Genomic DNA, 15,476 nt, shown 5'->3' on the forward strand with positions numbered 1-15,476 from the left:
CGGCCCGGAACCAACAGGATCTTTTGCCTCCTTCAGAAATACAGATCCAGTTCTTATTGTTTCCCCCGCATGAAGACCTGAAGGGGCGGAGCTTTTCCTTCCTTGTCCTGTCCCATATACAAAGTCATATGGGGGAATGGGATCTCGATATTTCGCTCGTCAAACTTCATTTTCAGCCGCCGGTTGAATTCACGGCCGATGCGCCACTGCTTGATCGGCAGCGTGGTTGTGCGTGCCTTAATTACGACAGCAGAGTCTGCAAACTGATCCAGTCCGAGTATCTCTATCGGCTCAAGAATATCGTCTTTATACTCAGGATCGTTTCTGAGTTCCTCATCCACTTCTTTGATGACCCCGATCACTTCGTCCACGTCTTCCCTGTAGGCCACACCGATATCAAAGACATACCGGGAGAAGTCCTTGGTCATGTTCGTCACCACATCGATCTGCCCGTTCGGGACATAGTGGACATTGCCTGCCAGATCACGGAGAATCGTGGTTTTCAGGTTCATCTTTTCTACGAGTCCGCTCTTCCCGGCAATCTGTATAACATCCCCCACACGTATCTGATCCTCAAGAAGAATAAAAAAACCGCTGATTACGTCTTTCACCAAGTTCTGTGCGCCAAAACCGATGGCAAGACCTGCAATACCGGCAGCAGCAAGGAGGGGCCCGATCTCTATCCCGACTTCTTTCATAATCATCATCGTTGCAATGACAAGGATTAGAATGTTCAGAGTGTACCTGACAATGGAGCCGAGTGTCTGTGTCCTTTTCTGCACTTCCAGGTCATCTGTCTGCCTTGTGAGAACCTTAAGAAGACGCGTTGAGATCATCTTCTTCGTTTTCAGTGCAAGAGCAGCCAAAAAAAGTATGAAGACAATTTTCAGCCCGCTTGTCATGAACCATTCACTCAATTTCTGAATATACCCGTCCACATTCATAAGACCTCCCTTATATATTTCCCCTCCGTATACATATTTTATGGCCTTGCCCGATTCTTCACATGCTTTTCTGTTATGACTGAATGAGAAATGCCTTTTTCATCAGGCCAGCGTTCGCGGAAGCAATAATTCTGCTTAAATTATCAGGCAGACGCACAACAAAGCAGCTATATTTTTGCAAGTAACGAGTTCCCTGTCAAGAAGAATTGGGATTCATTGAATTAGATTTTTATATTTTTATATGATATTATTTAAATATTAAGCAGCATAATTCATCCTCACGAATATGATGACAAGGGAATACAATGAGCGTATCGGCTGAAGAGAAAAATAACCGGATTACGGAGAAGGGACTGGCAAGCCTCGAATTCACCATGCAGTGGGAGAGCGTGCATGCTGCCCACACAGACACCTATTTTGCGAGGAAGGTTACCTTCTGGAGGGATATCCTGCCCAAGCAGATCTATCAGATTCTTCTTGGCGCAAGAGATGGCGATATTTTTGAATTCTCTGCAAGAAGCGGGCAGATTGTACAGGAATTTGATCCCGGATATGAATTTCCCATCACCCTAACCCAGTTTGACCGGCAGTATTTTCCTTTGGCTACTATTGAACCCCGGATCGGAAGATTCTATCCGAAAGGGATGCTTAAGGCATTGCCAGGCATTTTCAGGGGAAACGTCTCTCCTTTCAGGTGTGTTGGCATGAAGGATCAGGAAATATTCGTAAACTTCAACCATCCCCTGGCTGCTAAGGACATAAGGCTTACTGTGCTCGTCCGCGACGTAAGGGGCAAGGCAGGTGAACTGGGCGGGTCATGCACCGACTGGATGGATACAATAACAGATGGTCCGGGCATGCAGGCAAGATGGAAGAAGTCTCCTTCCGACTTCTTTTCTGACGACCCTTTCAGGCGGAACAATGAAGACAGTGACAGCGCCTTTTATGAGACCCCCCGTCTTGTTGCACACCTTGATCAACAGGCCGTTTCGGTCATCAGCAGTCTTTACGGATTTTTCCTCAGGAACGGCATGAACGTGCTGGATCTGATGAGCAGCTACATGTCTCATATCCCGGACTATCTCGAACTTGATTTCCTGACCGGCCTTGGTCTCAATGATGAAGAGATGTCACTCAACCCCCGGCTGACCGGCCACGTCGTGCACGATCTGAATATCGTTCAGGATCTTCCGTTTTCCGATAATCTTTTTGACGCCGTTATCTGCACCGTATCCGTTGAGTATCTGACCTCTCCGTTCAGGGTCTTTGAGAGCGTTGCGAGGGTTCTCAAACCAGGAGGCTATTTCATTATTACTTTCTCAAACCGCTGGTTCCCTCCGAAGGTCGTCAGGATATGGACCGAAATCCATGAATTTGAGCGCGTGGGTCTTGTCACTGAATACTTTCTGCGATCAGGAAAATTCAGGAAAATCGGGACATACTCCATGAGAGGACTTCCCCGTCCCGAAGATGACAGGCATTACCCCGGTGTCATGGTTTCAGATCCGGTATTTGCGGTGTGGGGCCAAAAATCCTGAGATATACCCACTGCAATACACGCTCATGCTGAGGGCCACGGACACCGTGCGGGAAGAGCAAGAGATGCGTTGCATTCCTCATTTCCATAAAATATGCGCATAATCCTTCAGAGTGATGAAATTGAGGATTTCCGGAAAAAGATCTGGGAATACTACCGTATCAACGGACGTGATATGCCGTGGAGGCATACCTGCAACCCGTATCATATCCTTGTATCCGAAATCATGCTTCAGCAGACCCAGGTTGAGCGGGTGGCCGGCAAATACCTGCTTTTTCTCTCTGCTTTCCCGGATTTCCCATCTCTTTCCCGCGCACCACTCCGGGCCGTCCTTTCATTGTGGCAGGGACTGGGGTACAACCGCCGTGCGATCGCCTTGCATCACACAGCCAAGGAAGTCACGGACCAATTCAACGGCGTCCTTCCCTCCTCTGCTGATGCGCTCGAAAAACTCCCGGGAATCGGAAAAGCAACAGCCTCAGCGATAGCCGCATTTGCGTTCAATGCTCCTGTGGCATTCATCGAGACAAATATACGACGGGTATTCATTCACTGCTTTCTTTCAGACAGGGATAAAGTGCCGGACAAGGACATACTTCCGCTCGTCGTACAGACTCTCGACCATGCAGATCCCCGCCGGTGGTATTATGCGCTCATGGATTACGGTGCCATGCTGAAAGGCTCGATGCGTAATCCGAATAAAAAAAGTGCGCATTACCGGAAACAGGCAGCTTATCAGGGCTCCATCAGGCAATTAAGAGGTCTGGTGTTGAAGGAATTTCTTGAGGGCACCATTGTGACAGAAACAGCTCTCTCCAGAAAACTCTCGATCCCTTCCGAAACGATACGGAAGATATGCCTGCAGCTTCGCAAAGAGGGATTTCTGAAACTCCACGGGAAACGGTTCTCGATCGTTTGAAATCCGTTATTACGGAACAACCCTGATGATCTTCTCTCTGGAAATTCCGCTGAGCAGTTCCTTAAGGGCTTCTTCGAGACTGGACTGATCCAGAGACTCAAGAGTCACCATGACGGAATATTCGTCACTATCGATAATGGGATACGATCCTATCTTGACATTCCCGTAAATCTTCACGATCCGGTTCAGCACCGGGGCAACCCTGGATTCACTCTCGTTCAGATACACTTTCTTAAGGGATATGAGAGGCTCGTTGAATAACGTCTCGATCGCGAGGAACTTCTTCCGCAGCAATTGCGGTATGCCGGGAAAAATGAATACATTTCTGAATTTGATAAGAGGAAAAGTAAGCGTTCCGTCGCTTATCAGTTCCGCCCCTTCAGGAACCTCTGCCATTTTTACCTGCTCCGGGGTAAGATTCCCCTGCTTTTTGGTGAGAATTTCCTTCAGGTCGTCACTGATCACCGGTTTTACCTTGAATGCCTTTGATATTCCCTCTATTGTCACATCGTCATGTGTCGGACCGATTCCCCCTGAGGTAAAGACAAAATCAAATTTCCTGGAAAAAGCCTTGACCTCTTCAGCTATTTCATCAACCGAGTCAGGGATGATGGTGATACGGTGTAGTTGAATTCCATGAGACCATAACTCCTGCGCCATGAAAAAGGAATTATAGTCCTGCACCTTCCCTGAGAGAATCTCATCGCCTATGATTATTATTCCCGCTGTCTTTCCCATACTATATCCTTCACATTTCTTCCTGTGCAAAAACGCCGGGATGATTCATATGAGGTGAACACTTTCCGTTTCCGGTCAGAATAACCCCTCTGCCACTGGTACATTCTGCCGGTTCTCTGCTATACATACCCTTTATATCCTTCACCAAATGACCTCATTGGGGCGCATCCGTCGTGTTCTTCTGTAGGCTCAGCCGCAGGCTGTACAATGCGGATAGCTGCATCATGGGGGAAATCTGCAAAGAGGTCGCTTTTCTCGCCTGTTTCATTCCCGCTCTTTTCTCATTACGCGTTATAATAACAGAAAAAATACCACACTTCAACGTTCACCACTGTTATTGTCAGGGGGGATTTCTCAAACGCGCCGCAGGAAATAATCGTTCTCCATCCTTGCATCTTCTCCTGTTTTTTAATAAATCCAAAAAAGGTATATACTATGTAAATAAGGCTGAAAATACAGCCTGTAAAGAAAATCCCCTCAATGCCGCTTTGCCTTCGCCTCAGCGGAACGCCGGAATGCGAAGGGGAAAAGGGAAGGCCAAGGTTGCAGGGCATGCAATCTTTTGCAGGACTGTTTTTTTAGCGACACATATACAAACCCGATTTTGACGAAAGGAGGGAGCAAGGATATGGACAGGAGAGAATTCCTGCGGCTTTCAGCACTTTCAGGCTGCGGCCTGATTCTTGGAGAACGTCTGGATTTTATGATTCGCCCTGCCGAAGCATCCGAAAAATATGATCTCGTAGTCGCTCAGGGCACCGGCAAATCGCCGTCTGCTATAACAAAAGCTGCCATCGACGCATTCGGAGGCATCAGGAAATTCATCTCAAAAGGAGATGTCGTTGTGGTAAAACCGAACATGGCCTGGGACCGTCTGCCGGAGCAGGCGGCAAATACCAATCCTGAAGTGGTTGCAACTGTTGTAAAGCTCTGCTTTGAGGCAGGCGCCAAAAAAGTGAAGGTCTTTGACCGGAGCGTCAACGACCCGCGCAGATGCTACAGGCAAAGCGGCATTTCTGATGCCGTCAGCGCACTGGGCGCTGAAGTGAGCCACATTGACGAGAGAAGGTTCAGGGATGTCTCCATTCACGGGCAGGTCCTGAAATCTTGGCCTCTCTACAAGGACATATTTGATGCCGATAAGATCATCAACGTGCCGGTTGCAAAACATCACGGGCTTGCGAAACTGACCATGTCGATGAAGAACTGGATGGGTGTCATGGGGGGACAGCGCGGGAGAATCCACCAGAGAATCGGCGAGAGCCTCGCGGATATCTGTCTTGTTATCAAGCCGACTCTCACCGTCCTTGATGCTGTTCGCATCCTTGTTGCGAACGGACCTCAGGGAGGAGATATCAGGGATGTGAAAAGGCTTGATACCGTCATAGTCGGCGCAGATCAGGTCGCAATCGACTCATACGGAGCAACCCTTTTCGGCATGAAAGGAGGCGACCTCTCATATGTACGGGCCGGAGCTGTTGCAGGCATCGGTACCATGGACCTTGCGAAGCTTAAGATCAAGAACCTGAATGTCTAAAAAGAAGCTGAGGATAATTTCGCAGGGGTTGTTCCTGTTCGTTTTCCTGTTCCTTTTTGTCAGGACCGAATCCAGAGGTGATGATACACTCGGCTATCCTGTCAGGCTCTTTCTCGACTTTGATCCGCTTATCTTCCTGACCACATTCTTTGCTACACATGGCGGGGACATACCTGTGGCATTTTTTCTGTCATTAATCACGGTAATCGTTACCATGCTGCTCGGCAGGATATTCTGCGGCTGGATATGTCCCCTCGGAACTCTTCATAACCTTGCGGGATTGCTGAACAGGAGACATGCGGAAAGGATGCCCGCACACTGGCACAGGATAAAATATTACCTTCTTATCACGCTCCTCGTTTCGTCGGTGCTTACCCTCCAGCTTTCCGGCATCCTGGACCCGATATCGCTTCTCATAAGGTCATTTTCACTGAGCATCTATCCGCTCATCAATTACGCCGTCAGAGGTTTTTTCGATACGGTGTACAGTACCGGGCTGCCCGTGCTGGTTCCCGTATCTGAATCGGTATACGATATCCTGAAGAAAAGCATTCTGTCGTTTTATCAGCCGCATTTTCTACAGGCCTTTTTTCTCAGCGCGATATTCTTCATCATTCTTGGTCTCAACCTGCTCGAGCGGAGGTTCTGGTGCAAGTACCTTTGTCCGCTCGGCGCCCTTCTCGGTCTTCTGTCAAGATACTCTCTCCTGAAACGGGAAGTAAGCGAAGGATGCACCTCATGCGGGCTCTGCGGCACTGCCTGTCAGGGAGGCGCCCTTACCGAACATCCTGCTGACTGGAAAAGCACGGAATGTGTTGCCTGCTTTAACTGTGATGATGTCTGTCCGCAAAATGCGGTACATTTCGGGATCGGGAAAAAGGAAATTGCTCCAATGTCTCTCGGCAGGAGGCAGGTAATGATGTCCGTGTTGTCTGGCATGGTAATTGTGCCGATGGTCAGGTCCTCGCCTTTCGCGAGAAAAGACTATTCCGATCCGGGATTGCTGAGGCCGCCGGGTGCCCTTGCAGAAGAGGATTTCCTGAAGAAATGCGTGAAATGCGGTGAGTGCATGAAGGTGTGTATCACTAACGGTCTTCAGCCGACGCTTCTTGAGGCAGGATTTGAGGGCATATGGTCCCCGAGGCTTATTCCGCGGATGGGATACTGCGAATTCCGCTGTACCTTGTGCGGACAGGTTTGCCCGTCAGGGGCAATTCAGCGGCTTCCTCTCGAAGAAAAGACTCGGATACGGATAGGACTCGCAATGATCGATAAGGGGAGGTGCCTGCCATATGCACACGGAATTCCCTGCATTGTGTGCGAAGAGGTCTGTCCGACCCCGGAAAAGGCGATCTGGTTTGAAGAAGCGCCAGTAAAGACAAGGGATGGGAAAGCACTCATCCTCAAGCAGCCCCGCGTTGATCTCGAACTCTGTATCGGCTGCGGAATATGCGAGACAAAATGTCCTGTCGGCGGCCACGCGGCAATCTATGTGACGAATATCGGCGAGTCAAGGTCAGAGACTAATCAGCTTCTTCTTTCTTAGACGATTTCTGCGTGAACCTCTCCCTGAGCCATCTCATGATGTCATCATATGAAGGAGGAGTTATCAGGAACACTTCGATATCTCTCGGAAACTGCAGCCTGGTCCTGTCCTCATCTTTCAGGATAAGGATCCCGGCCTCTGCCTCCGAAAGGCTGCTCTCCACCTGCTTCATGATGTGATGAAGCCGTTTCTCCGCACACTCCGTGTAGAATTCCAGCACCTTATTGAACACGTCTCGGGTAAAGACGACCCTGAGACAGTTCCCCCAGTCAGTATACGGGCCCAGGATATCCCTGTCTTCAAGTGGGATGAGCGTGCCCCCTTCATCAAGCTTTTTCCTGATGATCGGGGGAATCCTTTCGTTCATCTCGGCAAGGATTTTGAGCGCTTCATCACCGGCTTCGTAGATGAGCTCGCAGAATATCTTCGTCGCCTTTCCTGCTGTTTCGAGCTTCTCGAGCTGTCGGATGACCTCATCCCAGTATCTGTTCACAAGTGCCTTGAAATCATCCGGCGCATCTTCGATCGCATAGATATTCGCAATACAGTAAATCTTCTTTTTGCGGGCAAAATCCTCGACATTCGGCCTGTCAATCTGTCCGAGTTCAACCATATGCAGTCACTCCTTCTGTTTCCTGGTTTTCCCGGAAATTGCCTTTCCTGTCTCTATGACGAAAGAGCAACCCCGGGACGCGTGGTCATTTATTTATTTTTTACCCTCGCGCAACAGTGCGTCAAGCCTCTTCAGGGCATTCTGATTTTCAGGCTCAATAACCAGTGCATTTCTGTATTCCTGTTCAGCCTGATACATCAGTCCCAGCCTTCTGTATAAATCCCCGGATGTTATCCGTATCCCGGCATTCTCAGGAAAAACCTGACCAGCCTGCCGCATGATTTTCAATGCGTCTTCATGGCGGTTCTTCTTCATATAGAAGTTGTACACATTGTAAAAAAACGAAGCTTTTTTCTGCTCTTCATTATTCAGAAACTGCAGGGCGTTCAGATACTCCTCCTCAGCCATGGTATCGTTCCCGGTTTTATGCAGGTAGTCCGCAAAGAGGAGGTGCGGCACCACCCTTTCCGGAAGCGCATTGCGGATATCATTGTCGCTGAGACCGTTCAGCACCATGATGGTAATGTATTCCCTTGTTTTGTGAGGCTCAAGGGATATGGATTTGCGTACCGTCTTTATGCCCTCATCGTTCCTTCCCGCTGCAAAAAGCCATAACGCATACCGCTTATATCTGGCAGGGTTGCTGATGTCATAGTGTATTCCTGCCCGAAGCAATCTTTCCGCCGCATCATTCTCCTTCAGTTCGGACATCACAAGCCCGGTACGCTGCAGATATTCGCTGTTCACAGGATTCAGCCGGAGCGCATTTTTATAATACTGCAACGCAGACTCGCTGTTATGAAGCAGTTTTTCTGCATTTGCTGCGGCATACGGATACCTTGCCTCCAGCGGGTCAGCAAGAGAGGCCCGGTACGCGGTGTCCCTTATCGCAATCAGCTCGCCGGGAGTTTTCACCTCATGCAGTTTTTGATTCCTTATCGAAGAATAATAGGCTTCGCCTGTAATGATGCCAGCGTGAAAGACCAGGCAGACAGTCAATACAAGGAAAACAAGAGCCGTGAGGGTTTTCAGGGGCAATTTTTTCTTTTTCAGATAAGAATCATTCAGCCCGGACCGCATCCGCGTGCTGGCTGCGGAAACAGCCACCCCGGAAAGGAAGAAAAAATAGAGCCCGTTTGCACCGATATGCAGGTTGAAGTCGGTTATGCTGTGCATGAGGATAGAAAGCAATCCAGATACGGCTGCGATGAAAAGATAAATGGAATAGATCTCGCGCCGTCTGAGAAAATTCCTGAATGCTTTATATGTCAGGACAAGAACAAACCAGAGGCAGAGTGCAAAAGCAACAAATCCTCCGTCCGAGAGAATCTCGAGATAATCGTTATGGGCATGATCAGCAACCCTGTCCCCCGTGATTGTCCGGTATTTCGGATAAATATTCACAAAACTTCCGAACCCTGTCCCGAACAGGGGAAAATCTCTGATGATATTCATGCTGTCCTTCCAGATTTCGACTCTCAGTTCCCGAATATCGCCTTCAGGACTTCTCACTTTTTCGAACCGTTCGAATATCGGCTCCCAGCCAAACCATCCGACCGAAAAAGCTATCAGAACAAATATGACAACGATTATGATCCCGCGTTTTCTGTTTGCGCCCTTCGAAATGAACAGTATCCCGAAAAATATCATCGAAATACAGAGACTCACGATACCGCTTCGCGAAAGCGTGAGAAATATTGAGGTGGCTATCAGGACGGACGCAAATCCGAGAAGAAGATAAATATTGGTTCGTTGCAGGTTAAAAAGCTCAGCGATCTTTTCCCGGAGTGACCTGTTTTTGACATGCGGCTTGTAATAAAGGAAAAGGCTGAGTACCAGGGGGAAAATCATCTCCATGAGTCCTGCATAATGGTTCCGGTTGACATAAGGGCCGAATATGCTTCCTCCCTGTCCCAATGATCTGATCCAGTAGATCTTGTTGTTCGAAAGGATATGCTGGAGTATCCCGAAAAGGGCAAGCAAAGCCCCAAAAATGACTATTACGTCTACCACCCGTATAAAATCATCTTTTCTCGCAAGGAGTTGTATGGTCAGCGCATAAAAAGCAATATACGCAGAGAGTCGGAAAAAACTCATCAGGGCTGCCTTTTTGTGTATTGAGAGAGAGAGCCAGGGACTGCCGGCCTGTTCCGCTAGGACCGTTTCGCGGTAAAGGTGGTATGTCTCAGGCGAGATGATTCTGACAAATTCCGGCGGGAGGGGAATGATCTGCAACCCTGCATATGCCAGGAGGCACAGCAGGGGGATAATGCCGGGCATCTCGTAAAGAAAAGGGTCTTTTTTCCTGACATTCCTGAGCAGAAGCAGCAACAGGGCAGCGATGGAAGTGGTCTCCATGATGACCAGTGACCAGAGTTCGACAGCGCCAAAGGCAAGAGGGGAAAAGATCAGAATACACAAAAAAAGTATAGAAATAGTTCTGGTCATTCTCAATTTTTCCAGTAATTATAGCAGGCACGGGGAAAAAAGCAATCAGGGAGAAACTTTATGACTGTTTTGTGTTTTCTGCTTCACTTGCGGGATAGTAATTGTAATACTGGTAATAGTACTGATCGCTCTTTTTTACGTCAAATCCGTTGATTACTATTCCGAGGACGCGGGTTTCGATATCGGTCTCACGTCTTCCTTTCAGGAATTTCAGGCCCCTGTCAACGATATCGTATGTTGTTTTGCCCGCCTTTGTCACAATGATTGTCCCGTCAAGTATCTTGCTCAGAATCAGGCTGTCGGTTACTGTCATGAGGGGTGGGGAATCCCAGACTATCACGTCGAACCTTTCGTTCAGCAGACTTATCAGTTCACTCATCCTGCCCGACCCGAGGAGTTCCGAGGGATTGGGAGGAACCGGACCGGACGGGATAACCGTAAGGTTTGTGAGCGGCCTTTTATATACTGTCTCGATATCAGTGGTAGCCCCCGCCAGATAGGTGCTCAAGCCGCTCAGGTTATTGAGCCTGAATACCGTATGGATCCGCGGCTTCCTGAGGTCACCATCTATGAGCATCACCGAATATCCTGATCTTGCGATGGTAATCGCCAGGTTCACTGAAGTTACTGTTTTGCCCTCATTCGGCCCCATGCTGGTGATCTGGATATTCTGCGGCGGTCTTGTTGCGGAGGACAGCATGATAGCCGTCCTGATCGTCTTGTAGCTTTCAGCATGCACAGACTGCGGTTCCTTGAGAATAATATCCTCGATATTCTCGTCCTTAGTGTCAAGCAGTGGCACAACGCCAAGGACCGGTACTCCCAGTCGTGCTTCAGCATCTTCAGGCGCTTTGACGGTGTTGTCAAGATATTCGATGAAGAAGGCAAGACCGATACCGCCAAAAAGACCGACAATTATCCCGAGCAGGATATTCAGGGATTTTCTCGGCTTCACCGGAGAAGAAGGCTTTTCAGCTTTTTCGACCACCCAAACATTCACGCTCTGGATCTCTTCCGTAACGCTCTGTTCTTTCATCCTTTTGATGAGCGCGTCATAGAGCTGCCTGTTCGTATCAACCTCCCTTGACAACACGCCGTACTGGATGAATTTCTCATTGAGATCCATCGCTTCTGCCTTGGTACCGGAAAACATTCTCCGGAGACTTGATTCATTTGACCTTGCAAGATCGTATTCTGTTTTAATCGACCCGATTACCCTTCTGGTCTCCTGATCCCTTTTTTGCTGGAGAACCCTCAGTTCTTCCTCTGCCTTTATCATCGAAGGATGCTTCTTCCCGAACTTCTTTGACAGTTCCTCGATATTCTGTTCCGCCTTCAGGATCTGACTTCTCAGGGACTGAATGGTCGGCTCCGATGAGACAGCAGGAATAGTCTCGGCATCACGCAAGTTGCCGGACAGTCCGGTAACCTTGTTATAGAGCGCTTCCAGCTCCTTCCGTTTTGTCTCCGCCCTGACCAGCTGGGTATTCAGCTCGCTGAGTTTCTCAGGCGTCAGGGCAACCTTGTCCTGCAGGGTGACGATATTATTGGCCCTCATATATTCCTGGAGCGCCTTTTCCGACTTTTCGAGCTTTGCCTTTTCCTCTTCCGCCTTCTTCGTCATCCACTCTATGGAATACCGGGAAGAAGTCATCCTCATTTCCAGTATTTCCTCTATGTAAGCCCTCGCAACAGAATTGGCGATCAGGGCGGCGAAATCAGGATTCGTCGACATGAAGCTGAGATTGACAATCTTGCTGTTCTTAATGGGGCTCACAATGATGCTGCCGCTTACTATGTCAGCAAGAATATCCGCTTTCGATCTCCCCCCGTCCGGGGTAATTTTCTCCCCTTTGAAATACGATTCATAGGTGCTCTCAAGCGAAAGCATCCTGACAACCTTTTGTGCAACAGAAGTACTTTTTATGAGCTGATACTGGGTCTCATAGAATTCCGGGTCATAGGGGGAATAATACGGATACATCATGGTCAGGTTGTAGGGTTCCACCCTCTCAATAAGCACTTTTGTGGATGCCTGATAAACCGGTGTTGTAGAGAACGTGCCTATCAGGACAATGATAAATACGATCGTAAAGAAGGTATAGACAGTATACCTCCTTTTATAGATAATCTTCAGGTAGTCCCGTAAATGTATCTCTCTCTCGTCCATATGCTAAAAGAAACTTTCCGGCACGACAATTACGTCATCGGGCAAGACGGGTTCATCCATATGCGCTTTCTCGATAACTTTCTCCTTCCCGTACACCTTTCTGATAATCTTTACCCTGCCTTTCGACGCCTTGTCGGAAAAGCCGCCTCCCATGGTAATGGCTTTTATGACGGTCGTGCCCTCTTCATATTTGTATGCATCAGGTTTTTTCACTTCGCCGGTGACATAGAACACCCCCGCCTTTGATATGTAAACACTGTCTCCATCGACAATCAGGATGTCAAGCGAGGTGTCTCCTTTTTCGATGATGCCATTCAGGTCAATATTGATAATGGTTTCCTGCTTGTCTGAGGCATCTGCTTTCCTTTTGATGATTGCCTTGTCCCCTGCATCCTTTGTCAGGCCCCCTGCCTCAGAGAGAAGTGCGAGGAATGTCGTCTGCCCGGGAAGGACATAAAGGCCCGGCTTCTTTACTTCTCCCATGATGAATGCTTTTTTGCTTCTGAATTCCTGGATGAAAATATTTACCTGCGGGTTAACCACATACCCGTCGGCAAGGCAGGCCGCAATTTTCCGGGTAATCTCCTGCAGCGTCTGTCCCTTGACTTCAATCTGGCCGATAAGGGGAAACACAATTACTCCGTCTCCGCTCACCCTTGAGGTAGTAGTCAGGTCTTCATGGTCATAGACAGTTATTTTCAGCACATCTCCTTCACCGACAACATAATCCTGGGCATACAATAATGGGACTGCACAGAAGAGAAGTGCAACTGTGAACAATGAAACAATCACTCTCATACCTTAATTATATTATAAATGCGGGGGAATGTTAAATGTGTCAAGCGGAGTTTGTTATGCAATAGCGGCAATTACAGAGATCCTATTATTCTCATGAATATGGTGTTGCTGACATAGTCGAAATCAGAGAAGCTGGAATCCCTCTGGCTGTATATATAACCAAGATCTAATTCCAGCCATTCCCTGAACTTATACTGAAGCGCAAAGGCTCCAAAATAGTAATCATCATCCAGTGTCCCTGTGATGCCGTCATGCCTAATGTCTCCCTTATATTTATCGTTCCGGTAGGAGAATTTGGCATCAGCGGTAATCTTTCCGGTTATCCTCTGCAGGTACTCGACCTCGACCGCATTGGAAAACACAAAATCGGTCCCGGAGATATTTGTTTCATTTGTTCTCCGGGATGCCTTCAGGATCAGGGATGTCTTCGGGGTAAATTTATGGTCAATCTGTGCCTCAAGGATAAAATCTTTGCTCGTCGGTATGTCTGAACCGGTAAAGTCCTTCACCCCATAGCCTGCCTTCATGTTCCCCTTCGACTTTGCGGTAATATCCCATTCAATACCACCGAAGTAATGGTGTTCCCGGCTGTCGTATGCAGAGTCTGAGCGGTATCTGACATCAAGGAATTCATATTCAACAAACAGCGCTGTTTTGGGACGGAACTTGTAGAAGATATATCCTGAGAATGCATTGTCATCACGGTCCCTGAAGTCGTTTCTTGAAGCGGCATAGTTCACCAGAAAATTGGTATAATCCACCCTGAACTTCAGCCGCTCAGTAGCTTCATAGGTGACTATTGCATTGGCAAGGTTCGAATGATATTTATCCAGTTTTGAAGAGATGCCTGTTCCCCTGATATCGTGCGAAGCGATAAACTGGTCGACCAGCTCTATCGAAAGCCCTCCCCTCAGATTATACTGGAGAAGTCCCTCTGCCTTATGGTTGACGGTATTCTCAGAGGAATATTTCGAAAACAGCTCGATATCCGCATTGTAATATAAGTACGTCTGATAGCGCCTGAAGGTTTCCGGGCTGAACCTGCTCAGGCTGAATCCGCCCGGTGACAAATTGGACGTATCTATATGCAATAATTTTTCGTATACATGGGGTACCGTCAGCCATATGCCGGGCGAGATAACAGTAATGAAATCGCTCTTTTTGTCCCTATTGCCGAAAAACACATTGTCAGTATAATATTCGGTTACAGAAAGAAACGGATGGATGTAACCTCCCCGTCTGCCGAGCACCTCTTCGGTAGGTCTGCCCTTTACCGTACCGATAGGCTCAGCTTCAACTGCAAGTCTTCCTGCCGGAATCTCATGGCTTGTCCCGGCAGGAGGCGAACCTTCTTCTGCTGGACCTGCGAGTTCTTTCACGAGCATTGTTTCGGCGGAAGGCTGCTTGCCGATGGATAGTTGTTGATGAGGAATATCGGACTGTGTTTCCGAAGCAGATCCAGAATCTCCTGACCGGCCTTCTTCAGTTGAAAAGTTTTCATCTGTTACTGCTGGTTCAACCGGAGGCGGGGTTTGGGACGGGATTACGGTACGGTCAGCACCAGCGGAAACGACCGATTTCTCTGTCACTGCACGGTATTCCGCGTAAACTGAAAAAACCATAAGATTATTGCTGCCCATCTTGCTTTGAACCGTTGTCGCATATCCCTGCGCTTCTAATTCTTCTGAATATTTTTTCGCTTCGCCTTCATCCTGAAAAAACTTCAGTAATGCAACCGGTTTCTGTGATGTATCGTCCGGAACATCTCCAGAGAATTGTTCGGCACCTGGCTGTTCTCCTCTGGCCTGATCCGCTTCATTAATACGCGCTGTTTCCTGATACGATTCCTGCGTTACCTGGTCCCGCATTCCCGCGTCTTCCGGCAATTTATCGTCTTTCCTGACAAAAACCCGGTAGAGTATCTTCTTGTTTTTTGCGGTGTCTTTCCTGAGAAATGCCTCTTTCCCCTGTTGCGTGAGTGCCTTGACGACTTTTTGCGCATTCTTCTGGATACTGAAGGCACCTATCTGCTCGAGAGAGGCAGAGGTACCTTTTCCGTCATTCTCCTGCAATGAGAAAGGGGCTGTTTTTTCTTCAGAATAGAGTGTTCCGGGATCGAGAAATGCACATAGTATGAGGAGGACAATCCATGTTTGCATCATTTTTAGGTTATTTCGTTTTCTGTACACAGCAAACTTTTTATACAAAAGAATATAAAAAGTTTGC

At 48.2% G+C, this 15,476-nt stretch carries 11 protein-coding genes; 4 read left to right on the plus strand and 7 right to left on the minus strand.

The genetic code is table 11. From position 1 onward, the window contains the following. Positions 1-53 precede the first annotated feature (53 nt). Positions 54-938 carry a mechanosensitive ion channel family protein gene (locus AB1552_02565; GenBank protein MEW6052659.1) on the minus strand — a complete coding sequence of 295 codons (885 nt, stop codon included), beginning with the start codon at positions 936-938 and terminating at the stop codon, positions 54-56. Between the two features lie 311 nt (positions 939-1,249). Here AB1552_02565 and AB1552_02570 point away from each other — a divergent pair, with 311 nt between their 5' ends. Both AB1552_02570 and AB1552_02575 read left to right on the plus strand, forming a co-directional pair. Next, the gene (locus AB1552_02570; GenBank protein ID MEW6052660.1) at positions 1,250-2,482 is read left to right on the plus strand and encodes a methyltransferase domain-containing protein; all 1,233 of its coding nucleotides are present in this window, start codon (positions 1,250-1,252) and stop codon (positions 2,480-2,482) included. Between the two features lie 93 nt (positions 2,483-2,575). Continuing rightward, positions 2,576-3,400 carry an A/G-specific adenine glycosylase gene (locus tag AB1552_02575; protein ID MEW6052661.1) on the plus strand — a complete coding sequence of 275 codons (825 nt, stop codon included), beginning with the start codon at positions 2,576-2,578 and terminating at the stop codon, positions 3,398-3,400. A 9-nt stretch (positions 3,401-3,409) separates the two neighbouring features. Here AB1552_02575 and AB1552_02580 read toward each other — a convergent pair whose 3' ends face one another. Next, complete coding sequence (locus tag AB1552_02580; protein MEW6052662.1) at positions 3,410-4,138, minus strand: molybdopterin-binding protein; 729 nt, start codon at positions 4,136-4,138, stop codon at positions 3,410-3,412. Between the two features lie 628 nt (positions 4,139-4,766). Between AB1552_02580 and AB1552_02585 the strand changes: the two genes are divergently transcribed. Together AB1552_02585 and AB1552_02590 are read left to right on the plus strand one after the other, a co-directional pair. Next, positions 4,767-5,675, plus strand: coding sequence for a DUF362 domain-containing protein (locus AB1552_02585; GenBank protein ID MEW6052663.1), 909 nt, complete (start codon positions 4,767-4,769; stop codon positions 5,673-5,675). After that, positions 5,668-7,221 carry a 4Fe-4S binding protein gene (locus AB1552_02590; GenBank protein MEW6052664.1) on the plus strand — a complete coding sequence of 518 codons (1,554 nt, stop codon included), beginning with the start codon at positions 5,668-5,670 and terminating at the stop codon, positions 7,219-7,221. The genes AB1552_02585 and AB1552_02590 overlap by 8 nt, the downstream gene beginning before the upstream one ends. On the opposite strand, the gene AB1552_02595 is transcribed toward AB1552_02590, so the two are convergent. From AB1552_02595 to AB1552_02615, 5 genes are all read right to left on the minus strand, one after another. Beyond that, the gene (locus AB1552_02595) at positions 7,199-7,834 is read right to left on the minus strand and encodes a hypothetical protein (protein MEW6052665.1); all 636 of its coding nucleotides are present in this window, start codon (positions 7,832-7,834) and stop codon (positions 7,199-7,201) included. The two genes, AB1552_02590 and AB1552_02595, sit on opposite strands and share 23 nt — an antisense overlap. Before the next feature lie 93 nt (positions 7,835-7,927). After that, positions 7,928-10,282, minus strand: a complete 2,355-nt coding sequence (locus AB1552_02600; protein MEW6052666.1) for an O-antigen ligase family protein — start codon at positions 10,280-10,282, stop codon at positions 7,928-7,930. A 58-nt stretch (positions 10,283-10,340) separates the two neighbouring features. Next, entirely contained in the window at positions 10,341-12,452 is a 2,112-nt protein-coding gene (locus AB1552_02605) for a polysaccharide biosynthesis tyrosine autokinase (protein MEW6052667.1), read from the minus strand. 3 nt (positions 12,453-12,455) lie between these two features. Further along, positions 12,456-13,232 (minus strand): SLBB domain-containing protein, encoded by a 777-nt coding sequence (locus AB1552_02610; GenBank protein ID MEW6052668.1) that lies wholly within the window; start codon positions 13,230-13,232, stop codon positions 12,456-12,458. A gap of 89 nt (positions 13,233-13,321) precedes the next feature. Next, positions 13,322-15,412 carry an outer membrane beta-barrel protein gene (locus AB1552_02615; protein MEW6052669.1) on the minus strand — a complete coding sequence of 697 codons (2,091 nt, stop codon included), beginning with the start codon at positions 15,410-15,412 and terminating at the stop codon, positions 13,322-13,324. Positions 15,413-15,476 lie beyond the last annotated feature (64 nt).

This window comes from Nitrospirota bacterium (assembly GCA_040754395.1).
GTDB lineage: Bacteria > Nitrospirota > Thermodesulfovibrionia > Thermodesulfovibrionales > SM23-35 > JBFMCL01.